Here is a 25,910-nt window from a genome sequence, read left to right as displayed (position 1 = left end):
CGTCATGGCGGTTTGCGTGCCGATAAGGGACCTAAAGGACACGGCCAAGTTTACCGAGACGGTCAATTCGGCCGCCGGGCCCGTGTTCGTGACCAAAAACGGACGCGAGAGCTATGTTTCCACGTCCATGGCCGAGTACGAGGGGCTTCGCATGGAAGCGGCGCGCGCCAAGCTGTACGAAAAGGTCGCATTTGCCGAAAAGGACGTTGCCGAGGGGCGCGTTTCTGACGCGGTCGATACGGTCGCGCAGCTAAAGGCCCGCTATGACCTATAAGGTCCTAGAGACGGCCACGATCAAAAGGGAGCCGCTCGAAACCCTGCACTACATCGAGGGCGCTCCTTGCGAGCCGTCCGCAGCGGTCGAGCTTGCCGGGCGCTACATTGAGTTCGCCGAAAATGTCGGCGCGTTTCCCGAGGTGTACCCGCAGATGCGCGAAGCGGCACTTCAGTCTAAGGGCTATCGCAAGGCGGCGCTTAAGAACTATCTGGTGCTCTATCGGATCGACGGCGGCATCGCGTATGTGATACACCTGTTCCATCAATCACGGGATTACGCACGTCTGGTATAGACCTCGCCTTGCAGCAGGCGCTTGCTTCCAAGATGCGATTGGACGCCGAAGCAGCCGCAGCGCCCCCTACCGCAGGTCGCGGACCGTGTCGCGCTCCACGAGCTCGCCGGGAAACAGCACGTGCTCGACGGCAGCGCCGCCTTCGCCGGCGTTGACGATCTTCTCGACGGCCCACTCGCCCACGCGCTTGTTGTCGAAGCGCATGGTGGTAAGGCCCAGGTCGGGCACCACGTCGCCCAGCGAGTCGTCGACGCCCACCACGCTCACGTCGGCCGGCACGCTCTTGCCGCGCGACTGCAAGCCGAGGATGCATCCGTAGGCCATAGCGTCGTTGCTGGCATACACGGCAGTGCAAGTCGGGTCATCGGCAAGGGCCTGGCCTGCGGCGTAGCCGCTCTTCGCGGTCCAGTCGCCGCGAATAAGGCGCGGCGGCTCGATCCCTCGCCCTTGCAGCGCGGCGCACCAGCCCTCCTCACGTTGCATGCCCGACAGCGAGCGCTCGGGGCAGCTTATGAAGTGGACGGTCTTGTGCCCGCGCGCAAGCAGGTGCTCCACGATGGTGCGCGACGCGGCGAACTGGTCGTTGTCCACCGTTGAGCACGTGGGATGCTCCAGCATGGTTACCAGCACCGTCTCCAAACCGGGCAGCGGCTTAAACGAGCCGAAGTCGGCCGTCATGCGGTTCATGACGATGACCATGCCATCCACCGGCAGACCGCCCATGCGCCGCGCCGCCGCCTCCAACGTAAACGGCGGCTGCGAGCCCATCTTTACCAGCGTGAGCGCATGGTCGTTCTTGTCGGCGGCGGTGGTAAAGCCCTCAAGACGGTCGAGGTTACCCGTGCCGGCCATGTTGAACATGGCCACGCCCACGGTCTTGAACTTGCCGCGTCTGAGCGAGCGGCCGGCGAAGTTGGGGCGATACCCCAGCTCGCGCATAGCGGCGCGCACGCGTTTCTTGGTTTCGGGGCGCACGCTCGGCGAATCGTGCACGGTGCGCGACACGGTCTGCTCGGACACGCCGGCCAGACGCGCCACGTCCTTAACAGATACCGATTTAGAGATGCGCGAAGACATGCGGCACCCGTCCCCTATCTATGGCGACGCTAACAATTGCTAAACCAACAGTATAAGAAACTCACCAAAATACGACGCTCGCGACCCGTTTTGTACCGTTCGCCGACACTGGGCAACGCAATATCACGCTCCTTTCTTGTCAATGTTAACGTTGCCATTGTTAGTAAGACGGCCACCGGGCGGCCGAATATTTCGCAGCAGGAACCATCGCATGCAACGTCACAGGTGCGAAAGAGGTTCGAATCTATTTGTGCAATTTTATGGCAACGTTCACATTCTAGAGAATCAACCGCTGCGTACGATCGTTGCCGAATGCACCGCATACGTTAGGAGAAAACATGGAGCAGCTCATCGCTACCATCGAGAAGGGCCAGCCCTTCTTCAACGCGATCGCCCGCAACAAGTACCTCAAGGCGATCCGTGACGGCTTCATTTCCGTCATCCCCATCATCATCTTCTCGTCCATCTTCTGCCTGGTCTCGGCAGTGCCGAACATCTGGGGCTTCTACTGGCCCGAGGACATCGACGGCATGCTGTGGAAGGCCTACAACTACTCGATGGGCATCCTCGCCGTCGCCTGCGCCGCCACCACGGCCAAGCACTTCTGCGACGCCCAGAACCGCGACCTGCCCAAGAACAACCAGATCAACTTCATCTCGTGCATGTGCGCCGCGATCGTCGGCTTCCTGCTGCTCTCCAGCGACATGATCTCCGACGCCACCGGCGAGCTTTCCGGCCTGAACGTCGCCTACCTCGGCTCCAAGGGCCTTCTCACCGCGTTCATCTCGGCCTTCGTCGTGGGCATCGTGTACAAGTTCTTCATTAGCCGCAACATCACCATCAAGATGCCCGAGCAGGTCCCGCCCAACATCTCGCAGACCTTCAAGGACATCATCCCGTTCTCCGTGTCCTGCGCCATCTTCTGGATCGTGAGCATCGCCTTCACCTCCACGTTCGGCTACTGCTTCGCCCAGGGCGTCATCACCGTCTTCCAGCCGCTCTTTACCGCGGCCGACGGCTACATCGGCCTTGCCGTGATCTACGGCGCCATGAGCCTCTTCTGGTTCGTCGGCGTCCACGGCCCCTCGATCGTCGAGCCCGCCATCGCCGCTGCGCTCGTGTCCAACATGACCGACAACATGGCCGCCTACCAGGCCGGCCAGCACGCCTCCGCCGTCCTCACCCAGGGCGCCCAGTACTTCGTCGTCTGCATGGGCGGCACCGGCGCCACGCTCGTCCTCGTCTTCATGTTCGCCTTCATGGCCAAGTCCAAGGAGATGCGCGCCGTGGGCAAGGCGGCCGTCGTCCCCGTGTGCTTCGCCGTCAACGAGCCGCTGCTCTTCGCCGCTCCGATTGTGCTGAACCCCGTCTTCTTCGTCCCGTTCGTCCTCGCCCCCATCGCCAACATCTGGATCCTCAAGCTCTTCATCGACCTGCTCGGCATGAACGGCTTCATGTACACCCTGCCCTGGACCACCCCGGGCCCCATCGGCACCATCCTGGGCCTCGGCTTCCAGCCGCTCGCCTTCGTGTTCCTGGCGTTGATCCTGCTCGTTGACTTCGCTCTGTACTACCCGTTCTTCCGCGTCTACGACACCCAGAAGTGCGCGGAGGAGGCCGAGGTCTCCGAGGAGGAGCTCGCCGCGAAGAACGCCGAGAAGGCCGCTAAGCTCACCGACGCCTTCCAGGGCCGTGCCGATGCCAAGTCCGTGGCCGACGGTGCCGCGGCAAGCCTGAACTCCGCGGCTGCCGCCGCCAAGGCCCCCGCTGCCAGCGCCGGCGTCGTCAACGGCGTCGACCTCAACGGCAAGCGCGTCCTGGTCCTGTGCCAGGGCGGTGGGACCTCCGGTCTTCTCGCCAACGGCCTGGCCAAGGCCGCCCGCGAGGCCGGCATCGACCTCACCACGGCCGCCGAGGCCTACGGCAACCACGTCGACATGCTGCCCGACTTCGATCTCGTGGTCCTCGCGCCCCAGGCCGCAAGCTACCTCACCGACCTCGAGAAGGACTGTGCCCGTGTTGGCAACAAGTGCGTGGCCTGCCGCGGCAAGCAGTACATCGAGCTGTCACAGAACGGCGAGAAATCGCTGGCCTTCGTGAGCGAGCAGCTCTCCAAATAACCAGCTGCTAAAGCCAGTTTCCCCTGGGCGCGGGCCCCCCTACGGCCCGCGCCCAAATTCTTAGCGCTCCGGCGCCCAACCCCCCGATTGGACATGTCATGTCTTTGAACCCCGAAAACATCAATAACCCCGAGGCCCAGTTTCCCGAGGACTTCGTCTTTGGCGGTGCCACCGCGGCCTACCAGGTAGAAGGCGAAACCCGCACCCACGGCAAGGGCAAGGTGGCCTGGGACGACTTCCTGGAGGCCCAGGGCCGCTTCTCTCCCGACCCGGCCTCGGACTTCTACAACCAGTACTCCGTGGACCTCGAGCTTTGTGAGCAGTTCCACATCAACGGCATTCGCCTGTCCATCGCCTGGAGCCGCATCTTCCCCAACGGCACCGGCGAGATCAACCCCGAGGGAGTGCAGTTCTACCACGACCTGTTCGCCGAGTGCCGCAAGCACCACGTTGAGCCCTATGTGACGCTGCACCACTTCGACACGCCGCTGGCGCTGTTCGAGAAGGGCGACTTCCTCAACCGCGAGACCATCGACGCCTTCGTCGAGTACGCCGAGTTCTGCTTTAAGGAGTACGCCGACGACGTCACCTACTGGTTCACCTTCAACGAGATCTGGGCGGACGCGAGCAACACCTTTATCGAAGGCACCTTCCCCGGCGGTGAGAAGGCCAACCTGGCCCGTGCATTCCAGTGCGAGCACAACATGATGCTGGCCCACGCCAAGGCCGTGCTGGCGTTCCACAACGGCGGCTACAAGGGCAAGATCGGCGTCATTCAGTCGCTGGAGTTCAAGTACCCGCTGGACGAGAACGACTTCGGCGACATTGAGGCAGCCAACAACGAGCATGTGCTGCAGAACCAGTTCCTTCTGGACGCCACCTTCCGCGGCGACTACGCGGCCGACACGCTCGAGATAGCCAACCGCCTGGCCGCCATCTCGGGCGGCACGCTCGAGATTCTGGACGACGACCTGACCGTTATGCGCGAGGCGGCAAAGCACAACGACTACCTGGGCGTAAACAACTACCAGTGCCGCTTCCTCAAGGCCTACGACGGCGAGAACGACCTGCACCACAACGGCACGGGCGAGAAGGGCACCGGTCGCTGGCGCGTGAAGGGCATCGGCGAGCACGTGAACAAGCCCGGCATCCCCACCACCGACTGGGACTGGATCATCTACCCCCAGGGCCTGTTTGACCTCCTGGTGTACATCAAGCACCGCTACCCCAACTACAAGCAGATCTTCATCACCGAGAACGGCATGGGCTACAAGGACCCCTACAAGGACGGCTTCGTGGACGACCAGCCGCGCATCGCCTACATCGAGCAGCACCTGCGCTGGCTGCTCGAGGCCATGAAGGTGGGCGTGAACGTGGGCGGCTATTTCCTGTGGAGCCTGCAGGACCAGTTCAGCTGGACCAACGGCTACAACAAGCGCTACGGTTTCTTCTACGTGGACTTCGAGACCCAGAAGCGCACGCCCAAGGCAAGCGCCTACTGGTACAAGCACGTGGCCGAGACGAGGCGCCTCGACTCGTAAGCGCATAACCAGGGGCGGTGCCGCGCGCCGCACACAAAAAACCCTGCAGTTGGAGTCAAAATCGATGTCGAAAATGACCCTAACTGCAGGGTTTTCTTTGTAGCGGGCGATAACCGCGGCGATGCGGCCTGTGGAGCCCTAATCCAGGTCGCTCGGGAGGGCGATGTGGCCTACGACGGCGCTGGCGGCGCAGACGGCCGGGCTCGCCAGATAGACCTCGGAGGTCGGGTCGCCCATGCGGCCGACGAAGTTGCGGTTGGTGGAGCTCACGCAGCGCTCGCCGGCGGCGAGAATGCCCATATAGCCGCCCAGGCACGGGCCGCAGGTGGGCGTGGAGACCACACAGTGGGCGTTGATGAAGACGTCCATGAGACCCTCGTGCACGCACTGCAGCCAGACGCCCTGGGTGGCGGGAATCACGATGCAGCGGACGCCCGGGTCCACCACACGGCCGCGCAGGACCTCGGCGGCGGCGCGCATGTCCTCGATGCGGCCGTTGGTGCAGGAGCCGATGACGGCCTGGTCGATTCTGATGTCGCGGCTCTCGGCCACGGGGTGGGTGTTGCTCGGCAGGTGCGGCCAGGAGACGCATGGCACGATGTCGGTGGCGTCGATGTGGATGACCTGCTTGTAGCTGGCGTCGGCGTCCGGGTGGTACTCGCGGATGCGGCGCTTGGCGCGGCGCTCGACGTACTCGCGGCACTTGTCGTCCACCTCGAAGAGGCCCGCCTTGCCGCCGGCCTCGATGGCCATGTTGGCAATGGTCAGACGCCCCTCGACGGAGAGGTTCTCGATGGTGGAGCCGGCGAACTCCATGGCGCAGTAGAGCGCGCCGTCCACGCCGATCATGCCGATGATGTGCAGGATGACGTCCTTGGCGGAGGCACCCTCGGGCAGCTCGCCGTCGATGACAAAGCGGATGGTCTCGGGCACCTTGAACCAGGCGCGGCCGGTGGCCATGCCCACGCCGGCGTCGGTGGAGCCCACGCCCGTGGAGAAGGCGCCGATGCCGCCGTAGGTGCAGGTGTGGGAGTCCGCGCCGATCATGAGGTCGCCGGGGACGACGACGCCCTGCTCGGGCAGAAGGGCGTGCTCGATGCCCATGCAGCCCTGCTCGAAGTAGTTGGTGATCTGGTGCTCGTGGGCAAAGTCACGCGTGACCTTGGTCTGCTCGGCGCTCTTGATGTCCTTGTTGGGGCTGTAGTGGTCGGGCACGAGGCAGATGCGGTCGCGGTCGAAGACGCCGGCGCCGATCTCGCGCACGGTCTTGATGGCGATGGGGGCCGTGATGTCGTTGGCAAGCACGAGGTCGAGGTCGCACTCGACGAGCTGGCCGGAGACGACCTCGTCAAGGCCTGCGTGGTCGGCCAGGATCTTCTCGGCCATGGTCATGGGACGTGCCATGTTGGTTCCTCTCCTAGGGGCTGTTTTGCAGCAATGGTTTAATGATACTCTCCCCCGGCGAATGCCGCGCGGGGCGACGAGGAGCCGCGCGGACCCGGCGCGGTCAAACGATGCAGCGTTGGTGGCGGCGCATCAAGTAAGTTGGTTTTTCAACACAGGCGACGTCGGCGAATACCCCGCCAACTTCCGCTTCTACGAGACATGGCGCATGGCTAGGCCTTGCTTGGCAAGCAAGAGGAGCTCAACCCAACTCGACGCCGTTCTCGTCGCAATATGCACGACACGCCTCGAGCAGCGGGCCCAGATCTCGCTCGACGACTTCCCAGATGATCTCCCTATCGACCTCGCCATAGGCATGCGCAAGGCGGTTCCTCACGCCGCTGGCCGCGGCGCAGTCGAAGCCAAACCTCTCCGCGACGGCATCGCTGATTTTCCCTGCCTCCTCGGTAATTCGCAGGACGCGGTTCATTAATCCCTCTGCGATTGAATCGTCCGAATCGTCCGCCGGGTCCAGAAAACGCTGCTTAGTAATCCCAAGGGCGGTGATCTGGCGCCTGGTCTGCGTAGCGACGTCCCAAATCTCCTGCACCTTGGCTAGGTCGCTACTCTTGGCGCTCATAGATCAGCTCCTTGTCGCGCTCGACGGCGGCCTTCAGTGCCTCGTTTTTTATCACCCTAGCGGAGACGACATCCGCCTCGCGCCCTGTGCGTTGCTCTATCTCTTTTGCGAAGTGGCTCAGCTCCCGTAAGCCGAAAGGCTCGGCATCATCAAGAACAACCCGCAGGTCAACGTCGCTCTCCTTGCCATAGGTACCTCGTGCGAACGACCCGAACAGATAGACCTTCTCGATGCCCGAATAGCGCGCCGCAACTTCACGAACCGACGCAACGACGCCATCCTTATCGGTCCTGCCCGCAGGCGTGCCCGTATCGTCCATTCGCGCGAGCACGGCATCGAGCTTTACGGAAATCTCCCGGAGCGCCACCGTGTCTGGCCGCGCCGCCTCCGCATTTATGCCAAGTCGAAGAAACCGCACGTAAGCATCGGTCTTGCTCAGGTGTTTCTCGCTGGCGTAGCGCTCAATAGCATCGGCGAGGTCGTTCGGAAGGCGCAGAGAGACTCTGGCCTTCTCCTCTCTCGCAGGCGTAACGATAATCATGCTGGCCCCTCTCTGTATGACGTTTGTCATACATCATAGCTATTGAGCGGCCATAAGACAAGAGGTGGCCGGAAGCGCTCGGCTGCCGGCCACCCCTTGCCCCTTCCCTACGGAAAAGTGCTTGTCGCTACTTCCCCGCCTTGGAACGGGCGGTCTGGATCATGCGGTTGATGGCGTTCACGTAGGCCTTGGCGGACGAGACGATGATGTCGGTGTCCGCGCCGCGGCCGGAGTAGATGGTGCCATCCTCGGCGGTCACGCGCACCGTGACCTCGCCGATGGCGTCGATGCCGCGCGTAATGGCCTTGACGTTGAACTCGGAGAGGTCGCCGTGGACGGCAACCACCTGGTCGACGGCCTTGTACGCGGCGTCGACGGGGCCGGTGCCGGTGGCGCAGACCACGTGCTTGACGCCCAGCTCGTCGGTGATGGTGGCCGTGGCGGTGGGCACCAGCGGGTCGCCGCAGGAGACCTGCAGGGCCTCCAGGGTGTAGATGGCCTTCACCTCGCGGTAGCGCTCCTGGACCATGGACTCCAGGTCCTCGTCGTAGACCTCCTTCTTCTGGTCCGCGATCTCGAGGAAGCGGTTGTAGATGTCGTCGAACTCCTCGTCCTTGAAGGTGTAGCCCAGCTCGCCCAGGCGGTGGCGCAGGGCGGCGTGGCCGGAGCGGGCCGAAAGGATGATCTCGGAGCCGGCGGCGCCCACGTCCGCGGGGTCGATAATCTCGTAGGTGTTGCGGGCCTTCAGCACGCCGTCCTGGTGGATGCCGGAGCTGTGCGCAAAGGCGTTTGCGCCAACGATGGCCTTGTTGGCCTGCACGTTCATGCCTGTGATGCGGCTCACCAGGTGAGAGGCGCGCGTGAGCTCGGGGGTCACCACGTCGGTGTGGGCGTTCAGCTCCTCGCCGTGCATCTTGATTGCCATCACGACCTCCTCGAGCGCGGTGTTGCCGGCGCGCTCGCCCAGGCCGTTGATGGTGCACTCGATCTGGCGGGCGCCGTTCTTGACGCCCTGCAGGGCAAGCGCGGTGGCCATGCCCAGGTCGTTGTGGGTGTGGACCGAGATGATGACGTTCTCGATGCCGATGACGTTGTCGGAGAGGCTCTTGATGCGGGCGCCGAACTGCTCGGGCAAGCTGTAGCCGGTGGTGTCCGGTATGTTGACCACGGTGGCGCCGGCGTCGACGGCGGCCTGGATCACGCGGATGAGGAACTCCTGGTCGGAGCGGCCGGCGTCCTCGGCGTAGAACTCGACATCCTCGACGTACTTCTTGGCGTAGGACACGCAGTGGCGGGCGCGCTCGATGCACTCCTCCTCGGTGATGTGGAGCTTGTCGCGCAGGTGAGAGGGGCTGACGCCCAGGCCCGTGTGGATGCGGGGGCGCTTGGCGGTCTTCAGGGCCTCGGCCGCGCGGTCGATATCTTTGTCGACGGCGCGGGTGAGTCCGCAGACGGTGCAGGCATCCCCGGCCAGGCGGCCAATCTCCTGCACGGAGCGGAAGTCGCCCGGGGAGGAGATGGGAAAGCCCGCCTCGATGACGTCGACGCCCATGCGGATGAGCTGCTGGGCCACGACGAGCTTCTCCTCGGTGTTCATGGAGGCGCCGGGCGACTGCTCGCCGTCGCGCAGGGTGGTATCGAAGATGTGGATCTTCCTGGTCATGATGCTTCCCAATCGTTTGGGCGCCCGGTCGCGGGCGCAGCTTGTGGCGGGATTCGCGTCGCAGCAAATGAGCTGCAGAAAAAAGCGGCCGCGGCTAGCGGGTAGCCGTCGGCTCAGGTCGCGCGCGCAGGTGTGAGCATTGCCCCTAGCGCGCGGACGTAAGTAGCAGGAGATCTAGGCCGGCAAGAAGCTCAGCGCCCGCGAGTCGGCCGCGCGAAATCTCGCGCTCGCTCACAAAGACGACTGCAGCCTTCTGACGTGCCATTGCCTGGACCCCCTTGGAATCTCGCGCCCCGTGTGGGCACGGTGACTTGAACTATGCCACAACTGCGGTTTATATGCTTGCGCGAATAGGCGAGCGGGGCATCGGCGCCGCGTGGGGGCCGGCGGTTAGGAAGCGCTGGACGGGACGGCGACGCGCACGGAGCCGGGGAAGACCTCGCGAAGGCGGGTCCACGCGGCCGTAACCTCGGCGGGCACGTCGACGTGGGCGATAAACCCGGCGCCTGCGGGGCCGTAGCCGTTCTCGTCGTCGGTCAGGCGCGCGACCTCGCCCATAAGGAGCGTGAGGTAGTGGCCCATGTCCCACATGCCGAGCGGCTCGTAGTCGAAGGCGAGGCGCGAAAGCGTCGACCCATCGGTCGCGGGCGCATCGCGCAACTCAACGCACACCTGGTAAGCGGCGTAATTCACGCGCAAGACGTCGGGCATCTCCTTCTCGATCTGCGCGGACATCCGCCGTTGCATCGAGACGTCGTGGATATACGCCATGCTGCCGCACACCACTCTCCTCTTTGCTAGGAGCGCGCGCAGGTTGATCACGTTCGCGCCGCAGTTCGTGGACTCGCATTCGAGCAGGTCGGCCGAAAGGCCGTGGCGCGCCCGCAGGTAAGCATCGAAGACCTCGGCCTCGGACGCGTCGTCGGCGAACTCGACCTCCGGGCGGAGGGCGCGGGTCTTCGCTCGAAACGCCGGCGTCGTGTGGCCGACGCCGCCCACGATGGCGTAGGTCTTCGCCACGCCCGCACGCATCGCGCAGGCAAACGCGTCCGCCCCGGCAAGGGGCGCCCCGCCAAAGAGCGTGAGCACGTCCACCTGCGGCGCTCCGACAACGCGCCGCAGCTCATCGGCGTTGAGCGATGCCACGTCGCGCACGCCCTCGAACGCAGCTAGCGTATTCATGTCGTGCGCGATCTGCGCGTAATCCTTCTCCGCCACCGAATCCTCCTCGCCCAGCGATCTGCAAAAGGGACAGTCCCTTTTTGCAGGTTCATACCTCTTGAATCTATTTACGTCAGCTTGCTCGCGTCGATCTTTCGAACCTCGGGGACCGTACGGTCGACCACCAGGCCAGGGATGTTCATGGGCTCCTCGTCGGTCAGGGCAGTCACGATGCTAATAGCGGGACCGAGCAGGTCGACGGACGGCACGCCGCGCTCCTCGAGCTCCTCACGGATACTCGCGCGAAGCTCGCGGTCGAGCACCGTGTGGAACACGGCGGTTTTCTCGCCAGCCGGAACGTAACGGTCCAGGTAAGCGCGCACCTGTGCCAAGCTCTGGACATGGCTGAGCGTGCTCACGGCGACGCTGCCGCGACGGATCTGGACCACCGCAGAGGCGACGACGCCGCGCGCGGTCGTGCCGAGCGAATCCGAGATGATATGGACGGTGATGGTCTGGGGGTCGTGCTCGAGCTCGTCGCTCATGGCCGTTTCCTTTCTTGATCGCATCTAAACACCGGGCGCCGCGGGCCGCGGGCGACCGCGGGCAAAAGACACAAGGCGGGGCCGGGCCGCTTTCGCGAGCTCGGCCCCTGGGCTCAAAGCAAGGGTAAAGCTATGACTTCAGGCAATGCGCCGCAGGTAGGCGTGGGGGGTCTCGGACCTGGGCTTCTTGCCATAAAGACCGTAGCTTAGAGGTTCTTGGCCTCTTCGGGGATGCGGTCGAGCACGACCGGGGTGGAGCGGTAGCCGACGCCCATGCGGTCGATGCCCATGTCGATGAGCTGCAGGAAGTGCTCGCGGGTGCGGATGCAGCCGGAGCCCTTGACAGCGATCTCGCCGTTGGCGGCGTCCATCATCAGCTTGACGACGCGCGGGGAAGCGCCCTCGGACTCGTGACCGGTGAGGAAGCCGGTGGAAGACTTGATGAAGTCGGCGCCGGCCTCGACGGCACAACGGGTGCCGTCGGCGATCTGCTCGTCGTTGAGGGACTCGGTCTCGATGATGACCTTGACCTTGGTGCCGTGCTTGTGGCAGACCTCGACGAGCGGCTTGAGGTCGGCGACGACCTTGTCGTGGAGGCCGGAGCGCAGCCAACCGTAGTTGGCGACGATGTCGAGATCCTCGATGTCGTACTTGGAGCAATACTCCTCGGCGAGCATTGCCTTGGCCTCGGTGGTGGCCAGGCCGAACGGGAAGTCGCAGACGACGCACAGGCCGGTGTCCGTGCCCTCGACCATGGGAGCGACGACCTCGAGGCTGGCGGGGTTGATGCAGATGGTCTTGCAGCCGAAGTCGATGCCCTCCTGGGTGTACTTCTTGATTTCCTCGACGGTGAACTCGGGCTTCAGGACGGACTGGTCGATGTAGCGGGCGAGCTCCTTGACGGTCATCTCGGCGGCGGGCTTGGTGGGCTTCATTGCGGTTCCTTTCCTTCGTGCTCCTGCTTGACTTCTAATGTTCGGCTTGTACAGTGGTTACTGTACGTGCTGCATCTATAGAATACGGGCCACCGAGGCAGGACCAGCCGAGAAGCCCATAGCGCGCTTCATGTACAGGACATACCAAACCTAAAGCGGGGGAACGACCATGGACATGCTTCAGACGCTCGCGAGCGAGCCGCTCGACCCGGAGGGAAGCGCCCCCTTATACCAGCAGCTCAAGGACCGTGTCCTGCAGCTCATAGCCACGCGCGCCTTCGACGACTCGACGCCGCTGCCGCGCGAGCAGGACATCGCCGACACGCTGGGGCTCTCGCGCGGGACGGTCCGGCGCTGCTTCCAGGACCTGGTCGACGACGGCACCATCATTCGCCGTCGCGGGCGCGGCACCTTCGTCAACTACCGGCGAGACGCGCACACGCTGGGCGCGGCGTTCAACTTCACGGCCGAGATAAGCGCGCTTGGCAAGGTCCCCTCTTCGCGCGTAATCAGCCTCCGTAAACGCGCCGCGAAAGGCGGCGTGGCCAAGCGGCTCTCGATCCCCGAGGGCACCGAGGTCTGGGAGATCCGCCGCGTGCGCTACGCCGACGAGAACCCCATGCAGTACGTGACCGCCTTCGTGCCCGTGACCGTTTGCCCCGAGCTCACCAAAGAAGCGCTCACGGCGTCCCTGTACACCATAATCGCGACCGCGTCGGGCCGCATGCCCGCGCGCGCGACCGAGGTCTACGAGGCCGTGAACCTCGACGGCGCCGAGGCCCGCGCGCTGGGGCTTGAGCCGGGATGCGCCGCGCTTCGCGTGCTGCGCACCACCTTCGACCAGCACATGCGCCCCTTCGAGGCGAGCGTCATCGTCATGCGCGGCGACCGCGACCGCTTCATGCTCACCCTCGACACCGCCGGCACCACCTTCTCCAAGGTCACCAGCTGACGAGGGTTGGCGGGCAGTCGCGTGAACTGCGCCGTGGTCGGCGCGGGCTGCGTTGCGGACGGCGGCGCGTTGCGGAATCCGGCCTGATGGCAAGAAAACCCTGCCATCAGACCGGTTTCCGCAACGCAACGGCCCCCATCCCTGCCATCAAGCCGATTTTCGCAACGCGCCTTGGCGCCCGCCATGGGCTGCCGCTTACAGCGGCTCGCACACCCAGGCACCAACGTTGTGCGTCTCGCAGTCGAAGGCGACGCCGAGAAGCGCCACCTCGTCGCCCGAGGCGCGATAGAGGTCGGCGTAGCCGCGCTCGCGGATCTGCGCGATCGCGTCGCGGGCCGCGGCCTCGCCGGCGCGCTCGCCGGAGGCCACCTTCATCTCCATGACGTAGACGCGCCCCGTGGCGCGCATGACGAGATCGATGCACCCTCGCGAGGTCGTGACCTCGGCGTCGAGGTAAATGCCCACAAAGCGCAGGATCGCCACGGCCACGCACTGGTAGGTCTGCTCGGTAAGGCGGTCGGTGAGGTCATAGCCGATCGAGGCGAAGAAGCTCTCCAGCGACCCCATGAAGCCTGCCGCGTCGCCCGCGTCGAGGGCACGGCGGCACGCGAGCGCCCAGCCCGAGGTATGCCCCTGGGCAGCATCCGTGTAGGCGTCCGCGAGCCACTCGGAGAAGCCGTCCTCGACCTCCTGGTTGGGGAAGCCGAGCCGGTATGTCCGCGAGCGGCCGACCTGCTCGAATCCCTTGACGGTGAGGTAGCCCGTCTGGAAGAGGACGGCCGGCATGTAGGGCTCGGCCGGCTCGAAGGTGCCGAGCGCCGCCTCCCCCACCTCGAGGCCGTCGGGATCGATCGGGGCCTTCTTTGCATAGGACATGAGCCAGCCGGGCGTGCCGGTCTCGAACCAGTAAGAAGAAAGCCTCAGGTCCCTCAGCGCGCTGCCGAGCGAGACCGGGTTGAAGACGGGAACCATCCGCTCGTCGAAGAAATAGCCGTCGTACATGCGGACAAGCTCCTCGAAGGCGCCATCCACGTCAGTGTGGAGCGAGTCCGCAAGAGCGGCCAGACGCCCGGGGAAATTGGCTCGGACCTCGTCGTGGGTGTAGCCAAGAATCTCCGTGGCGTAGGGGCTCATCGTGAGGTCCGTCAGGTTGTTCAGATCTGAGAAGATCGAGACCCTCGAGAACTTGGACACGCCCGTCATGAGGCAGAAGCGCTGCTTGGACTCGGTGAGCTTGACGATGGAGTAGAACGACTTGAGGAACGCCTGGAACGGAGCGACCTCCGGGGTGCCCACCCAACGGGTAAGCGGCTTGTCGTACTCGTCAATAAGAAGGACGATCTGGCCGGACGGCGTCGTGTCGGCGAGGTCCTCGATGAGCCATGCGAAACGGTCGCTCAGGTTCTCGGCGTCGCGCAGGGGGACGCCGAGCCTCTCGGACTCGCGCTGGAGGGTCGACGTAACCGCGGCCTCCACCTCCCCGAGCAACTCGCCGGAACAGAGGCTCATGTCGAGCCGCAGCACCGGGTACGTCTACTCCCAGTCCCACGGCAGCGAGTCGATGGCCAGCCCCTCGAAGAGGTCGCGGCGGCCCTCAAAGAGCTTCTGGATGGTGGAGATAAGCAGCGACTTGCCGAAGCGCCGCGGGCGCGAGAGGAAGAACTGGTTGCCGATCGAGCCGTCGACCAGCGGGTACATCAGCCCCGTCTTGTCCACGTAGACGTAGCGGTTCCTGCGCACGTTCTCGAAGTCGTACGTGTTCGTCGCGATCCGCTCAAGCTCCATGGCGCGGGCCTCCCTCCGGCAAAGTCGTTTTGCTCCATGGTAGCCGACGGCAAGGACTCCACCCACGCGACGCGCACCGGACCGGCGGGCACGCCGCCTCGCCGCCCATCAAATAGAATGGTCATGGGCCCGCGCCCGCAACCCGCCGTCAAAGGAGCCATATGTACAAGCTGATCGCCTGTGACCTCGACGAGACCCTGCTGGACTCCGACCACAAGATCCCTGCCCGCGTCCGCGACGCCATCACAGCCGCCGGAAAGAAGGGCGTCAAGTTCGTCCCCGCGACCGGCCGCCCCTACGGTACCGTGACCGACGTGCTCGAGAAGCTCGGCCTTGACGGGCGCGACGACGAGTACGTGATCAGCTTCAACGGCGGCGCGCTCACCCGCAACTCCGACCCCGAGCCCCTGCGCAAGTCGGAGCTCCCCTTTGAGGTGGCCGAGCGCCTGTGGCGCTTTGGCATCGAGCACGAGCTCTGCATCCACCTCTACACGCTCGACCCGGTCTACGTGTGGAACTACTACGACTGGGAGCGCGTCTACATCGAGGGCCGCATGAACATCGTCGAGACGCACGAGCCCACCCTCGATTTCCTGCGCGGCACGCCCCTGACGAAGATCCTCTTCGCCGACACCGACCTCGACCGCCTGCGCGCCTACGAGGACGAGCTCGCGCGCGCTGGCGCGACCGAAGGCCTCGACGTCGTCTACTCCAGCAACCGCTACCTCGAGTTCAACCCCCACGGCGTCAACAAGGGCGCAGGCCTGGCCGCCCTCGCCGAGCTTCTCGGCATCGAGGTCGCGGACACCATCGCCATCGGCGACAACACCAACGACCTGGCCATGATTCGCGCCGCCGGCCTCGGCTGCGCCGTTGCCAACGCCAGCGACGACGCCGTGGACGCCGCCGACTACGTGTGCGCCGACGACAACAACGCCGGCGGGGTCGCCGAGGTCATCGAGAAGTTCGTGCTTTAAGCTGTTGCCTAGCGCGGCCGCGCCCGAGGCGTCGTCGAATTCGGCCGGCGCAGCTTCGCCGGCAGCTGCAACCAGATCAAGGCCCTGGACCTCTCGAGCGCCGAGGTGATCGGCGAGGAGGCCTTCAAGGACATCTCGTATCTTGCCTGCCCGGCCATGCCCAAGGTAAGAAGCATCGGGAAATTCGCCTTCGGCGGCAGCACCTCGGCCGACAACACGTCCAAGCTCGTGCTGCCCGCCTGCCTGGAGGCCCTCGAGGAGGGCGCGCTCGCCAACATGGGCGGGGGCATCGTCTCCATCGAGGTCGAGGACGGCTGCGCGGCCTACAAGAGCGTAGGCGGCGTCGTCTATTCGAAGGACGGGTCGACCCTCGTGGCGGCTCCGGCCGCCCTGAGCTGCGAGAACGACGTCTTCGCCGTTGCGCAAGGAACGATCGCCGTCGCCGCCTACGCCTTCTCCGGAATCGGCACGGGAGACTCGAGCGCCATCACGGTGGTTCTCCCCGAAAGCGCGTGCGAGCTCGGGGAGGCCAGCTTTACCTGCGCGAGCGTGGCCCAAATCAACCTGCCCGCCGGAATCTCCGAGATTCCGCGCCGGTGCTTCAGCGAGACCCAGCTCAAGGACGTGACCATCCCGGGCACGGTGAAGGTCATCGGCAACGAGGCCTTTACCAACTCGTCCGTCGTGAACGTCATCCTCGAGTCCGACGTGCAGTCCGTGGGAAAGTGCGCGTTCTTCAATTGCAGTATCCTCGCGTCCTTTACCCTGCCAAGCACGGTCACCTCCCTTCACGCCACCTCCCTGGCCAACACCGACGAGCTTAGGGACGTGACCATCGTGCAGGGCAGCCCCTACTCGATCTCCGCAAACGGCTGCCTGCTCACGGACGGCGGCAAGACCCTCATCGGCACCGTCGAGAAGGACCTCTGGCAGAGCTATGAGTACGTGGTCCCCGACGGCGTCGAGGCCCTGGCCGACAACGCGCTTTGCCAGGTCGAGTCCGTCGTGAGGCTCCCGTCCACCGTCGCGCAGGTCGGCGAGAAGGCCATCGGCTACAGCTGCAGCAACGCCGCGTCGACATCCCCCATCGAGGGGACCGTCGTCATCTGTCCCTCCCCCAGCGAGGGGCTCGTCAAGTACGCGAAGGCCAACCGCGTGCCCTCTACACCGAGACGTCCTACTGCTCGGTAGCCAAGACGGCGCTCGCGCCCGGCGAGACGACGAGCACCTCTCGCCCGCGGAGGCGAAACTGTTCGATCATCTCGCCGGTAAGGCTCACGCGATCGTCGGCGCGCTCGAGGGTCATCTCGTCGCGGGTAAACCAGCGGGCCTCCTTGAGTTCCTCGTGGTCCACGCGGATGGTGGGGTCGCCGTCGACCTCGGCCCAGAACCCGACGAGCAGCGTGTCCGAGAAGCTCCACGGCTGGCTCTTGTAGAAGCGCAGGTTCTTTACCTTGAGGCCGATCTCCTCCATGACCTCGCGGCGCACGGTGTCCTCGAGCGGCTCGCCGATCTCGGTGAAGCCGGCGACGAGCGCCCAGAGCGCCGTCGTGCGGCCGTTGTAGCGGGTAAGGGCGATGCGCTCCGTCTCGCCCTCGCAGTCCACGACGCCGCAGATGATGCCCGGGCAGATCTTCGGGTAGGTGATCTTGGCGCACTCGGGGCACACGACCTCGCGGCTGCGGGGGCCGAGCTCCGTCGCGTGGCCGCAGCGCGGGCAGAAGCGGTTGTCGCGATACCAGCGGTCGAGCTGGCTTCCCGTGACGGAGGCAAACAGCAGGTGGGCGGGCTCGGCGTAGCGCAGCCAGCTGATGGCCTCGTAGGTGAAGCCCTCGGGCATGGCAACCTCGTCGTCAAGAGCAAGGAAGAAGCGCTCGCCGCCAACGGCAAACAGGTAGGTCACCTGCGAGGGCGCCTTCTTGTAGTCGCAGACGCGCGGCAGGTCAAAGGCGTTGCCCTCGGCCCAGGCGTCGGCGCCGCCGCGCGAGATCACGCGAGACAGGCACAGGCGGTCGCGGTAGTGCAGCAGGTAGTCTCCGGCCTCAGGCTCCAAGACCTCAAACTCGTTGCAAAAAACGTGCTCGCCGATCTCTTGGATCATTGGTTGTCGCCGGTCCTTCCGAAGCCGTTGAACAAGCAGAATATTGTCCAGGCAATAAGCACGACCGCGGCCACGAGGACACCTATGGCGGCGTGTTCGGAGAGCCGGTCGAAATGCAGGAACATCTCGATGCCCAGGCGCCCCTCCTCAGCCGAGTCGACAAGCGCCGCCGCGAGAAGAACCGCCATGACCGCCCAGTACGCGACTGCGAGCTGCCTCACGCGGATGTTCTTTGTGCTGGGGACGACGAGCACGGCGCCGGTCGAGACGATGGCCGCGCAAAGGAGGACGAGAAGGGCCATTTACGCGTCGGCCTCCTCGACCGCGGCTTTGCGCACCGGGCTCGCGGACGCCTTGTCCGCAAGGCGCGAGCGCACCCACGAAAACGCGGGCGCCCCGACCTCACTCACCAGCACGGCGGCAAAAATCGTGGCGAAACCGCAGGCCAGGCGCGGCGTCACGACCTCGCCGTAGAACACGACGCTCGCCGCGACGGCAAACACGCTCTCGAGGCTGAGGATGAGCGACGCCGGTGCGGGCGGCACGTGCGCCTGCCCCAGGTTCTGGATGACCATGCAGAGCGCCGACGATAGAAGAACCAGGTAGAACAGGGCGCCCCACATGCCGGGCGCGCAGAAGAGCGAGAGATCGACCGCGCCCTCGAACGCGACGGCGCACACAAACGAGACCACGGAGCTCATCACCAGCTGGCCCACGGTCATCGTCATGACGTCGTGGCCCGAGTCCGAGAAGCGAGCGACGGCCACGATGTGGAACGCATAGAGCACGGCCGAGACCAGCGTGAGCGCGTCTCCGTAGCCGAGGCCGAGCGAGAGGTCGTCGCCCAGCGAGAGAAGCCCCACGCCCACGACGGCCAAGGCGGCCGCGACGACGCTCGCCGCGCCCGGGCGGCGGCGCGCCGCGACCCAGTTGACGAACGGCACCATCACGCAGTACGTGGCGGTAAGAAACGCGTTGCGCCCCGGCGTCGTCTGCGCCAGGCCGATGTTCTGCACGACGAACGCCGTGCCAGAGAGAAGCCCCAGCACAGCGCCGCAGCGCAGGTGGCTCGTGTCGATGTGCGGGCGCACCCGCTTCCAGAAGATGGCACCCACGATGAGCGCCGAGAGGATGAAGCGCACGAACATGAGCCAGCACGGCGGCACCACATCCAGCGCGCCCTTGATCACGACGAACGAGCCGCCCCAGATGGCGGCGGCCCCTGCCAGGGCGAGCTTCCAAGCTCCGACCGGTATGTCCTTCTCAGTAATCACGGGACGAATTATACGGCAGACGGTAAGTTTTTGCCGCCGAGCGTCACATTCGAGCAAGTTCTGCCGTAAACTACTAAAAGGATTGGCCGCGGTGCGGCCATACCGCAAGCTCTGACCGGTCTGAGGGGACCGGTAGGTTCGTGCCGGGCGCATGGGCCCGCACGGGATTATACGGAGAGGAGCATTACATGCAGTATTCCGCTGAAGTCGAGAATATGTGCCCTGTTACCAAGGGCGCATATCACGGCCCCGCACCCATCCCCGAGGAGGGCAAGTGGGTTCAGGCCAAGGAGATCTCCGACATCTCCGGCCTCACGCACGGTGTGGGTTGGTGCGCCCCCCAGCAGGGCGCCTGCAAGCTGACGCTTAACGTCAAGGAGGGCATCATCGAGGAGGCCCTCGTCGAGACCATCGGCTGCTCGGGCATGACCCACTCCGCCGCCATGGCCGCCGAGATTCTCCCCGGCAAGACCATCCTCGAGGCGCTCAACACCGACCTCGTCTGCGACGCCATCAACGTGGCTATGCGCGAGATCTTCCTCCAGATCGTCTACGGCCGCACCCAGACCGCGTTCTCCGAGGGCGGCCTGCCCGTCGGCGCGTCCCTCGACGACCTCGGCAAGGGCCTGCGCTCGCAGGTCGGCACCATGTTCGGCACCAAGGCCAAGGGCGCCCGTTACCTCGAGCTCGCCCAGGGCTACGTGACCCGCATGGCGCTCAACGCCAACGACGAGATCATCGCCTTCGAGTTCTTCAACCTCGGCAAGTTCACCGACGCCCTCAAGGCCGGCAAGACCCCCGAGGAGGCCATCGCCGGCTCCATGGGCCACTACGGCCAGTGGGAGAACGCCGCCAAGTACATCGACCCGCGTACCGACGAGGAGACCCACTCCGTCGCCAGCACGTTCCCGGTTCACGAGTAGAAAGGGAGGGATATAACCATGGCTGTTACTTTCGAAGGCTACGAGCGTCGCGCCGACAAGATCAACAAGTGCCTCGCCGACAACGGCATCGCCTCCCTCGAGGAGGCCCTGCAGCTCTGCACCGATAAGGGCTTCAACCCCCGCGAGATCGTCCACGGCACCCAGTCCATCGCTTTCCAGAACGCCGAGTGGGCCTACACCCTCGGCTGCGCCCTCGCTGTCAAGCGCGGCGTGAAGTCCGCCTCTGAGGCTGCCACCGTCATCGGCGAGGGCATCCAGGCCTTCACCGTTCCCGGCTCCGTCGCCGAGGACCGCAAAGTCGGCCTGGGCCACGGCAACCTTGGCGCCATGCTGCTCTCCGACGACACCGAGTGCTTCGCGTTCCTCGCCGGCCACGAGTCCTTCGCCGCCGCTGAGGGCGCCATCGGTCTGGCCCTCAACGCCAACAAGGCCCGCCAGAAGCCGCTGCGCGTCATCCTGAACGGCCTCGGCAAGGACGCCGCCCAGATCATCGCCCGCATCAACGGCTTCACCTACGTGAAGACCCAGTTCGACTACTTCACCGGCGAGCTCAAGGTCGTCGAGACCATCCCCTACTCCGATGGTCCCCGCGCCGCCGTCAACTGCTACGGCGCCGACGACGTCCGCGAGGGCGTTGCCATCATGTGGCACGAGAACGTCGACATCTCCATCACCGGCAACTCCACCAACCCGACGCGCTTCCAGCACCCCACCGCTGGCACCTACAAGAAGGAGCGCCTCGAGGCCGGCAAGAAGTACTTCTCCGTCGCTTCCGGCGGCGGCACCGGCCGCACCCTGCACCCGGACAACATGGGCGCCGGCCCCGCCTCCTACGGCATGACCGACACCATGGGCCGCATGCACTCCGACGCCCAGTTCGCCGGCTCCTCCTCGGTGCCCGCGCACGTCGACATGATGGGCCTCATCGGCATGGGCAACAACCCCATGGTCGGCGCCACCGTTGCCTGCGCCGTTGCCGTCAACGCCGCTCTGAACGCCTAAGTCCCCCTCGCCTCGCGCGAACCTGGACTTGCAAGGCCGTCGCCTTCGGGCGGCGGCCTTTTTGCTGCGCCGGGAGCTTCTTGCTTGGCAAGAAAATCACATAAGGCATCCATCCCGCCTACTGCCTCGGAACGGACGCCTTCTCTATGCTTGCGAGCCCACAACTCCTGCGGCTACGACTTCGCGCAGCTCAAACGAGCCTCCCATGGCTCATCCTGAGCACGCGGTCGCACTTAGCCGCCATGGCCATGTCGTGCGTCACCACCACGAGCGTCTTTCCCGCGTCCCGCGCGGCAGCGATAAGCGAATCCATGACGGCGCCCGCCATCCTCACGTCCAGGGAGCCCGTCGGCTCATCGGCAAGAATCAGGCCACCCGGCTTGAGCATCGCGCGGCAAATCGCAACGCGTTGTTTCTCTCCGCCCGAGAGCTCGTTCACGGCCGAGTCGAGCTTGTCTAGAATCGAGAACTTCTCAAGTTCTTGCCGAATCGCGGCTTCCTTCGCCCTCTTGTCCGCCTTCGTGTAATGCAGGGCGAGCATAAGATTGTCCCGCACCGTTCTCGAGTCGATAAGGGCAAACGACTGGAAGAGACAGTTGATCTCGTTTCGGCGCAGGAGCATCGCCTGCCTGGTCTCAATCTCGGGATAGGGCTCCCCCGCCAGATAGATTGCCCCCGAATCGTACGTCTCGAGCAGTCCAAGGATGTTCAGCAGCGTTGTCTTCCCGCAACCGGAAGGCCCGGTGACGGCAACGGCCTCTCCACCACCTATCGCGAGACTGAGGTTAAAGAGGACGCGATGCTCGCCATAGGACTTCGACAGAGACTCAACCTTAATATACGGCCGCATTGCTACTCCTTAGAAACGGTTTCCAGCACGACGGCCGCGGATCTCCTGCGCGACGCGATGGCGATGGCAAGGTTCGAGATGACGAGCAACGCCACGCCGACGATCATGCCGGCGTTGCACTTTGCGATGGTGCACACAACGATGCCCGCAAGCGAGACGATGGTCACGAACAGGATTTCCCTCCGATAGAGCCCCCATGTCCCAAAACCCAAGACATACTTCACGGAAATCTCCCGAGCGCTCACCCGGTTGACCACCTCGACAAGGCACATAACCATAACGACAATGGTCGCAGCCAAAACCGCCAGAACAATCCCGAAGAGGGCAAACAGCTCCTTGAGGGACTTCTGCAACCCGTCGATGTAATTGCCTACCGTCGCGAACCGGACACTGACCGAACCGCATATTCCCACTTTGCCTTCTTCGTCGAGCAGGCTTGACGCCGCGCGTTCGTCAAGCTTGATCTGCGAGCTCTCCAGGCCCGTGGCCGTAAGGCTCTCGGACTCGAAGTAGACCATGTTGTTCGCTGTTATCAATGCTATGACGAAACCATCCGAGGTGACTGGGGCCTCCGCGTCCGTTGGCCAGGTAAAGAGTTCTTTGCCGGCATCGTAGCTGGCGAACTCGTACGTCGGATTCTCCATAAACCTCGTAACTATATTCGAGTCGAGCGGCTTTCTGGCGGCAACGAGCAGGTCTTTCATCTGTTCAGTCTCGGAAGCACTGAGCGACTCCGGCAAAAGATACACGCGTGTTCCCTGCTCGGCCTCCTGAACGAGTTCGTCAGGGATATCCACCCCGATTTGCTCGAGGTATGACGGGGATGCCGCAAGGTACCAGAACGGCTTGATCGTCATATCGGGTCCGCCGTATGCCTTGATGGTCGTCTCCTTAAACAGTTTGGTATTTATGAAGTAGACCCCTTCATCATGCTCGTGCTCGGCATACCACGCATACATATCCTCGGAATAGACCCCAGGTTGCCCGTATACCGGCCGTCCTCAAGCCAGAAATCCCGCACCACATACCAGTCCTCGTACTCCTGCCAGGCCGAGCGCGTGTGGGCAAGCTCCTTATACATGCAGAGCGGTTGGTCCATATAGATGCAACCAGCAAAAGCGGCCGCCACACATACCAGATAGACCGCGACGGCCAGAACATAGAATCCGCGTCGCGAGTACCGACCGTGAATTGCCTCCACCGGCTTTACCAAAAGGAGCGGTATGACGGCGATGACCGCGGCCACAAGAACCGCCAGTACCGCGGGCAGCACGGAACCGAGGGCATACCCCACGAAAGCAGAGTTCACCGTAAAGCCATCCAAGGCGACGAATGCACCGATTATCCCAACCGGAACGAGCGCAAGGACCTCGAACGCCTGAGGCGAAACCATGTCGTTCACGAAATCGAGCTTGCTCCAGCCGAGCATGAGGTGGGTCCCCAGCGTCTTGAGCTCAAGCAGGGACCGGGTCACCATAAGCAGGCAGAGCACGAGGGAGAGAAGGGCGAACGACCCGGCGCAAAACAAATAGAGCAGGCCGAGTTCCGTGGCCGAGCCGGACATCTTTGTGGTGAGCGTCTCGGGCGAGACCCCGACGGCAGAAGACAGGTCTTCCACCAAGACCCGAAAGTCATCGTCATCCAGCCCGAAGAACACATAGGCATCCCCCAGGCCATCCCCGGAATTCATCTGGTCAACGCGAAAATACAGGCCGGAGCGGATGCTCGGGAGCTCCGATACCCGCTGGAAAACATCGTCTCCGTAACCGGCGTAGCCATTGGGATCGCCGGAACACACACCCTTAACAAGGGCATCGTCCACAATTACGGTGCCCAGCAGAGCAAATTCGTCGACAGGTGCCTGCTCGTCCGCCGCCGCCGAGAGCACGCTGAGCTCGCAGACAAGAGCGCCTGACTGCAAGCGCTCGTTATTCCGAGTCATCGCGACAAACCCCTCTTCGCTCGTAAGGCTCCGGAGCTCAGAGTACAGAGCATCCTTCTGTGAGTCGGTTAGTTGCGAGGTGTATATAGCCGGTCGGTTATAAAGCCATCCGTCAACCTGCCTAGACGCAAATATTTCAAAAATGCCTTTGACGAAGACAACCGAGGAAATCCCAAGCAGGGCGACAATAAGCAAGCTAACAGCAGACCACATCCGTTTCATAGAGCACCGCCATTGTTGATGTGTTGCACGTTCGACGAGCATACGGAACGTAAGGTCAATAACTAAGAAGTACTAGCCCCTGCAGCTCCAGTACGCTTCAAGCGTATCCGTTCCGATGTAACCCCAGGCTTGAGCAAGATCGTCAGGTTCCATCCATCCAGACTCATAGCCATTGCAAGAGGAATGATGCTCATAAATAGCTGAATTGCAGTCCGAGAACCCCCAGACACCGGCATTACGCCCATAATGCCAATACACTGCGGCCCCCTTGTAATAGACGGTATCTGCCAGCGCAGCCACAGGCGCCGCTGCACAGATAGAAACGCACAACAGAGCAGCAATCGATTTCTTTCCCTTCATTTCATTCTCTCCATCCTCTGGCAATGGCGGTGCTTAAGCGCAAGCATGTCATGCCAGCGGCAAAAAGCCTCCGAAATCAATAGTTACCGGTGGGTAACTGGTATTCAATCGTCGACAAACGTGCGGTCGGGGGTACTTTCGCGTAAGGAAAAGGTTCGATGGCGGGGCGCCTGGTGAAGAGCCCCGCGCAACTAAATAACGTTTGTGCGGCAACTTTCGTGCCCTAAGCACGCTCCAACCAGGAGAATTGTCGCTTCTTGACCCGAAGCAGCACTTCGAGGCGCCCTTGGGCCCCATAATCTGCCGCAGAGCCGTAAATTTGTTGCAGGCAAGGCGACACCGGAGGTCAACACCTAGCCCTCACGATACAGAAAGCACCCCTTGTCGTGCGAATAGATGACGCCGACGGCTTGCAGATACGCATAGGCCACCGTCGTCCCGACGAACTTCATGCCGCGCCCCTTCAGATCCTTCGACACCGCGTCGGATTTATGTAAACAACGATGGGCCCAGCCTAAGCAAGCCTTACCCATGCAAGGCAACGCTGGCTACTGCGGTTCTCATAAAAGGTCAGCAGACGACGACAAGAATGCCTATGTTTATTCGAGAGGTTCACGACAGAAACGAATCCCTGGTAGATGAGCTGCTTGTGATTTGGGAACGCTCGGTGCGGGCGACGCACGCGTTTCTTTCCGACGCCGAGGTGCGGCGCATCAAAGGTTATGTGCCGCAGGCGATAGAGGCCGTCGAGCACCTGGTAATCGCCGAGAGCGACGGGCCCGACGGAGAGAAACCCGTTGCCTTTATGGGCATCCAGAGCGACCGTCTGGAGATGCTGTTTGTCTCGCCAGAGTATCGAGGCGGCGGCATAGGCAAGTGGCTGCTTCAACACGGCATCGAAGGCTACGGCGTCGCCGAGCTCACGGTCAACGAGCAGAACCCGCAGGCCATCGGCTTCTACGAACACATAGGCTTTGTGGCCTACAAACGCAGCAACCGCGACGAAGAAGGCGGCCCTTACCCGATTTTGTACATGCACCGCGCCGGACAATGCCTAGGTCTAGGCTAATGCGAAAGGGGCTTTTAACAAACCCGAACATCATCCGCGAGCGCCTGTTTGTGGGGGGCACCTTTCATTTTAGTTAGCATGCGTTAGCTTTTTTAGCATGCGTTAGCTATGGTTAGCTCGTGTTAGCCAGCGTTAGCTTTTCTCACCTTGTCCGCCGCTGGGCAGCAGATTGCTGTAGTACCCAATACGGCCGGCTAGGACATCGTCGTAGAAGCCCTGCTTCCAGTCGATGTAGTCGATGCTGGCCTGGACCTCGG

Annotated in this window: 27 protein-coding genes and 2 pseudogenes; 11 read left to right on the top strand and 18 right to left on the bottom strand. The window is 63.6% G+C overall.

The annotated features are described in order from the left end of the window. Positions 1-4 precede the first annotated feature (4 nt). Both U5709_RS08120 and U5709_RS08115 read left to right on the top strand, forming a co-directional pair. Positions 5-274 (top strand): hypothetical protein, encoded by a 270-nt coding sequence (locus tag U5709_RS08120; RefSeq protein ID WP_321973168.1) that lies wholly within the window; start codon positions 5-7, stop codon positions 272-274. After that, positions 264-569: a type II toxin-antitoxin system RelE/ParE family toxin gene (locus U5709_RS08115; protein ID WP_321971641.1), complete on the top strand. Its 306-nt coding sequence runs from the start codon at positions 264-266 to the stop codon at positions 567-569. The genes U5709_RS08120 and U5709_RS08115 overlap by 11 nt, the downstream gene beginning before the upstream one ends. Positions 570-635: 66 nt before the next feature. Here the strand turns inward: U5709_RS08115 and U5709_RS08110 are convergent, their stop codons facing one another. Further along, complete coding sequence (locus U5709_RS08110) at positions 636-1,646, bottom strand: LacI family DNA-binding transcriptional regulator (protein WP_321973167.1); 1,011 nt, start codon at positions 1,644-1,646, stop codon at positions 636-638. Between the two features lie 338 nt (positions 1,647-1,984). On the opposite strand from U5709_RS08110, the gene U5709_RS08105 reads away from it, so the two are divergent. Together U5709_RS08105 and lacG are read left to right on the top strand one after the other, a co-directional pair. Continuing rightward, positions 1,985-3,766 carry a PTS lactose transporter subunit IIBC gene (locus U5709_RS08105; RefSeq protein WP_321971643.1) on the top strand — a complete coding sequence of 594 codons (1,782 nt, stop codon included), beginning with the start codon at positions 1,985-1,987 and terminating at the stop codon, positions 3,764-3,766. A 98-nt stretch (positions 3,767-3,864) separates the two neighbouring features. Beyond that, positions 3,865-5,307, top strand: a complete 1,443-nt coding sequence (gene lacG, locus U5709_RS08100) for a 6-phospho-beta-galactosidase (RefSeq protein ID WP_321971644.1) — start codon at positions 3,865-3,867, stop codon at positions 5,305-5,307. A 138-nt stretch (positions 5,308-5,445) separates the two neighbouring features. Here lacG and leuC read toward each other — a convergent pair whose 3' ends face one another. The 7 genes from leuC to deoC form a co-directional block, all read right to left on the bottom strand. Continuing rightward, positions 5,446-6,711, bottom strand: coding sequence for a 3-isopropylmalate dehydratase large subunit (leuC, locus tag U5709_RS08095; protein WP_321973166.1), 1,266 nt, complete (start codon positions 6,709-6,711; stop codon positions 5,446-5,448). 241 nt (positions 6,712-6,952) lie between these two features. Continuing rightward, positions 6,953-7,330, bottom strand: a complete 378-nt coding sequence (locus U5709_RS08090; protein ID WP_321971646.1) for a DUF86 domain-containing protein — start codon at positions 7,328-7,330, stop codon at positions 6,953-6,955. Then, entirely contained in the window at positions 7,314-7,871 is a 558-nt protein-coding gene (locus U5709_RS08085) for a nucleotidyltransferase domain-containing protein (RefSeq protein ID WP_321971647.1), read from the bottom strand. The genes U5709_RS08090 and U5709_RS08085 overlap by 17 nt, the downstream gene beginning before the upstream one ends. 127 nt (positions 7,872-7,998) lie before the next feature. Further along, the gene (locus U5709_RS08080; protein ID WP_321971648.1) at positions 7,999-9,534 is read right to left on the bottom strand and encodes a 2-isopropylmalate synthase; all 1,536 of its coding nucleotides are present in this window, start codon (positions 9,532-9,534) and stop codon (positions 7,999-8,001) included. A 390-nt stretch (positions 9,535-9,924) separates the two neighbouring features. Then, the gene (locus tag U5709_RS08075; protein ID WP_321971649.1) at positions 9,925-10,752 is read right to left on the bottom strand and encodes a hypothetical protein; all 828 of its coding nucleotides are present in this window, start codon (positions 10,750-10,752) and stop codon (positions 9,925-9,927) included. Positions 10,753-10,823: 71 nt separating this feature from the next. After that, positions 10,824-11,240: a kinase/pyrophosphorylase gene (locus U5709_RS08070; protein ID WP_321973165.1), complete on the bottom strand. Its 417-nt coding sequence runs from the start codon at positions 11,238-11,240 to the stop codon at positions 10,824-10,826. A gap of 206 nt (positions 11,241-11,446) precedes the next feature. Beyond that, positions 11,447-12,175: a deoxyribose-phosphate aldolase gene (gene deoC / locus U5709_RS08065; protein WP_321973164.1), complete on the bottom strand. Its 729-nt coding sequence runs from the start codon at positions 12,173-12,175 to the stop codon at positions 11,447-11,449. A gap of 169 nt (positions 12,176-12,344) precedes the next feature. On the opposite strand from deoC, the gene U5709_RS08060 reads away from it, so the two are divergent. Beyond that, complete coding sequence (locus U5709_RS08060) at positions 12,345-13,127, top strand: GntR family transcriptional regulator (protein WP_321971652.1); 783 nt, start codon at positions 12,345-12,347, stop codon at positions 13,125-13,127. 195 nt (positions 13,128-13,322) lie between these two features. Here the strand turns inward: U5709_RS08060 and U5709_RS08055 are convergent, their stop codons facing one another. Both U5709_RS08055 and U5709_RS08050 read right to left on the bottom strand, forming a co-directional pair. Then, positions 13,323-13,694: a PD-(D/E)XK nuclease domain-containing protein gene (locus U5709_RS08055; protein WP_321973179.1), complete on the bottom strand. Its 372-nt coding sequence runs from the start codon at positions 13,692-13,694 to the stop codon at positions 13,323-13,325. Positions 13,695-14,069: 375 nt separating this feature from the next. After that, positions 14,070-14,912, bottom strand: a pseudogene (locus tag U5709_RS08050) (AAA family ATPase); the annotation flags it as partial. Between the two features lie 161 nt (positions 14,913-15,073). On the opposite strand from U5709_RS08050, the gene U5709_RS08045 reads away from it, so the two are divergent. The 3 genes and pseudogenes from U5709_RS08045 (at position 15,074) to U5709_RS08035 (ending at position 17,080) form a co-directional block, all read left to right on the top strand. After that, a complete protein-coding gene (locus U5709_RS08045; protein ID WP_321973163.1) occupies positions 15,074-15,889 on the top strand; it encodes a Cof-type HAD-IIB family hydrolase in 816 nt (271 codons plus the stop codon). A 54-nt stretch (positions 15,890-15,943) separates the two neighbouring features. Next, positions 15,944-16,150: pseudogene (locus U5709_RS08040) on the top strand (hypothetical protein); the annotation flags it as partial. 15 nt (positions 16,151-16,165) lie between these two features. Next, entirely contained in the window at positions 16,166-17,080 is a 915-nt protein-coding gene (locus U5709_RS08035) for a leucine-rich repeat domain-containing protein (protein WP_321971666.1), read from the top strand. Here U5709_RS08035 and nudC read toward each other — a convergent pair. From nudC to U5709_RS08020, 3 genes are read right to left on the bottom strand one after another with little or no spacing between them, the layout of a single operon-like run. Next, the gene (nudC, locus tag U5709_RS08030) at positions 17,067-17,990 is read right to left on the bottom strand and encodes an NAD(+) diphosphatase (RefSeq protein ID WP_321973162.1); all 924 of its coding nucleotides are present in this window, start codon (positions 17,988-17,990) and stop codon (positions 17,067-17,069) included. The two genes, U5709_RS08035 and nudC, sit on opposite strands and share 14 nt — an antisense overlap. Beyond that, positions 17,987-18,292 (bottom strand): hypothetical protein, encoded by a 306-nt coding sequence (locus U5709_RS08025; RefSeq protein WP_321973161.1) that lies wholly within the window; start codon positions 18,290-18,292, stop codon positions 17,987-17,989. Before U5709_RS08025 ends, nudC begins: the two co-directional genes overlap by 4 nt. Then, the gene (locus U5709_RS08020) at positions 18,293-19,264 is read right to left on the bottom strand and encodes a DMT family transporter (RefSeq protein WP_321971656.1); all 972 of its coding nucleotides are present in this window, start codon (positions 19,262-19,264) and stop codon (positions 18,293-18,295) included. A gap of 188 nt (positions 19,265-19,452) precedes the next feature. On the opposite strand from U5709_RS08020, the gene U5709_RS08015 reads away from it, so the two are divergent. Then, positions 19,453-20,187 (top strand): hypothetical protein, encoded by a 735-nt coding sequence (locus U5709_RS08015; RefSeq protein ID WP_321971657.1) that lies wholly within the window; start codon positions 19,453-19,455, stop codon positions 20,185-20,187. A gap of 18 nt (positions 20,188-20,205) precedes the next feature. Further along, positions 20,206-21,210, top strand: a complete 1,005-nt coding sequence (locus tag U5709_RS08010) for a GGGtGRT protein (protein WP_321973160.1) — start codon at positions 20,206-20,208, stop codon at positions 21,208-21,210. Positions 21,211-21,400: 190 nt separating this feature from the next. Here the strand turns inward: U5709_RS08010 and U5709_RS08005 are convergent, their stop codons facing one another. From U5709_RS08005 to U5709_RS07985, 5 genes are all read right to left on the bottom strand, one after another. Continuing rightward, positions 21,401-22,060 (bottom strand): ABC transporter ATP-binding protein, encoded by a 660-nt coding sequence (locus U5709_RS08005; protein WP_321973159.1) that lies wholly within the window; start codon positions 22,058-22,060, stop codon positions 21,401-21,403. A gap of 2 nt (positions 22,061-22,062) precedes the next feature. After that, positions 22,063-23,019: a hypothetical protein gene (locus U5709_RS08000; protein WP_321971660.1), complete on the bottom strand. Its 957-nt coding sequence runs from the start codon at positions 23,017-23,019 to the stop codon at positions 22,063-22,065. Continuing rightward, positions 22,968-24,224 (bottom strand): hypothetical protein, encoded by a 1,257-nt coding sequence (locus U5709_RS07995; RefSeq protein ID WP_321973158.1) that lies wholly within the window; start codon positions 24,222-24,224, stop codon positions 22,968-22,970. Before U5709_RS07995 ends, U5709_RS08000 begins: the two co-directional genes overlap by 52 nt. Before the next feature lie 72 nt (positions 24,225-24,296). Beyond that, the gene (locus U5709_RS07990) at positions 24,297-24,584 is read right to left on the bottom strand and encodes a hypothetical protein (protein WP_321973157.1); all 288 of its coding nucleotides are present in this window, start codon (positions 24,582-24,584) and stop codon (positions 24,297-24,299) included. 353 nt (positions 24,585-24,937) lie between these two features. After that, the gene (locus U5709_RS07985; protein ID WP_321971663.1) at positions 24,938-25,117 is read right to left on the bottom strand and encodes a DNA-3-methyladenine glycosylase I; all 180 of its coding nucleotides are present in this window, start codon (positions 25,115-25,117) and stop codon (positions 24,938-24,940) included. 116 nt (positions 25,118-25,233) lie between these two features. Here U5709_RS07985 and U5709_RS07980 point away from each other — a divergent pair, with 116 nt between their 5' ends. After that, entirely contained in the window at positions 25,234-25,653 is a 420-nt protein-coding gene (locus tag U5709_RS07980; RefSeq protein WP_321973156.1) for a GNAT family N-acetyltransferase, read from the top strand. The last annotated feature ends 257 nt before the right edge of the window (positions 25,654-25,910 follow it).

The sequence above is a fragment of the Paratractidigestivibacter sp. genome (genome assembly GCF_963660155.1).
GTDB lineage: Bacteria > Actinomycetota > Coriobacteriia > Coriobacteriales > Atopobiaceae > Paratractidigestivibacter.
This window is presented reverse-complemented; position numbering and strand designations above follow the sequence as displayed.

Coding starts and splice junctions, on each gene's coding strand:
- U5709_RS08120 (WP_321973168.1), top strand. CDS start 5: ATGGCGGTTTGCGTGCCGATAAGGGACCTAAAGGACACGGCCAAGTTT.
- U5709_RS08115 (WP_321971641.1), top strand. CDS start 264: ATGACCTATAAGGTCCTAGAGACGGCCACGATCAAAAGGGAGCCGCTC.
- U5709_RS08110 (WP_321973167.1), bottom strand. CDS start 1,646: ATGTCTTCGCGCATCTCTAAATCGGTATCTGTTAAGGACGTGGCGCGT.
- U5709_RS08105 (WP_321971643.1), top strand. CDS start 1,985: ATGGAGCAGCTCATCGCTACCATCGAGAAGGGCCAGCCCTTCTTCAAC.
- lacG (WP_321971644.1), top strand. CDS start 3,865: ATGTCTTTGAACCCCGAAAACATCAATAACCCCGAGGCCCAGTTTCCC.
- leuC (WP_321973166.1), bottom strand. CDS start 6,711: ATGGCACGTCCCATGACCATGGCCGAGAAGATCCTGGCCGACCACGCA.
- U5709_RS08090 (WP_321971646.1), bottom strand. CDS start 7,330: ATGAGCGCCAAGAGTAGCGACCTAGCCAAGGTGCAGGAGATTTGGGAC.
- U5709_RS08085 (WP_321971647.1), bottom strand. CDS start 7,871: ATGATTATCGTTACGCCTGCGAGAGAGGAGAAGGCCAGAGTCTCTCTG.
- U5709_RS08080 (WP_321971648.1), bottom strand. CDS start 9,534: ATGACCAGGAAGATCCACATCTTCGATACCACCCTGCGCGACGGCGAG.
- U5709_RS08070 (WP_321973165.1), bottom strand. CDS start 11,240: ATGAGCGACGAGCTCGAGCACGACCCCCAGACCATCACCGTCCATATC.
- deoC (WP_321973164.1), bottom strand. CDS start 12,175: ATGAAGCCCACCAAGCCCGCCGCCGAGATGACCGTCAAGGAGCTCGCC.
- U5709_RS08060 (WP_321971652.1), top strand. CDS start 12,345: ATGGACATGCTTCAGACGCTCGCGAGCGAGCCGCTCGACCCGGAGGGA.
- U5709_RS08055 (WP_321973179.1), bottom strand. CDS start 13,694: ATGGGGTCGCTGGAGAGCTTCTTCGCCTCGATCGGCTATGACCTCACC.
- U5709_RS08045 (WP_321973163.1), top strand. CDS start 15,074: ATGTACAAGCTGATCGCCTGTGACCTCGACGAGACCCTGCTGGACTCC.
- U5709_RS08035 (WP_321971666.1), top strand. CDS start 16,166: ATGGGCGGGGGCATCGTCTCCATCGAGGTCGAGGACGGCTGCGCGGCC.
- nudC (WP_321973162.1), bottom strand. CDS start 17,990: ATGATCCAAGAGATCGGCGAGCACGTTTTTTGCAACGAGTTTGAGGTC.
- U5709_RS08025 (WP_321973161.1), bottom strand. CDS start 18,292: ATGGCCCTTCTCGTCCTCCTTTGCGCGGCCATCGTCTCGACCGGCGCC.
- U5709_RS08015 (WP_321971657.1), top strand. CDS start 19,453: ATGCAGTATTCCGCTGAAGTCGAGAATATGTGCCCTGTTACCAAGGGC.
- U5709_RS08010 (WP_321973160.1), top strand. CDS start 20,206: ATGGCTGTTACTTTCGAAGGCTACGAGCGTCGCGCCGACAAGATCAAC.
- U5709_RS08005 (WP_321973159.1), bottom strand. CDS start 22,060: ATGCGGCCGTATATTAAGGTTGAGTCTCTGTCGAAGTCCTATGGCGAG.
- U5709_RS08000 (WP_321971660.1), bottom strand. CDS start 23,019: ATGTATGCGTGGTATGCCGAGCACGAGCATGATGAAGGGGTCTACTTC.
- U5709_RS07995 (WP_321973158.1), bottom strand. CDS start 24,224: ATGAAACGGATGTGGTCTGCTGTTAGCTTGCTTATTGTCGCCCTGCTT.
- U5709_RS07990 (WP_321973157.1), bottom strand. CDS start 24,584: ATGAAGGGAAAGAAATCGATTGCTGCTCTGTTGTGCGTTTCTATCTGT.
- U5709_RS07985 (WP_321971663.1), bottom strand. CDS start 25,117: ATGGGTAAGGCTTGCTTAGGCTGGGCCCATCGTTGTTTACATAAATCC.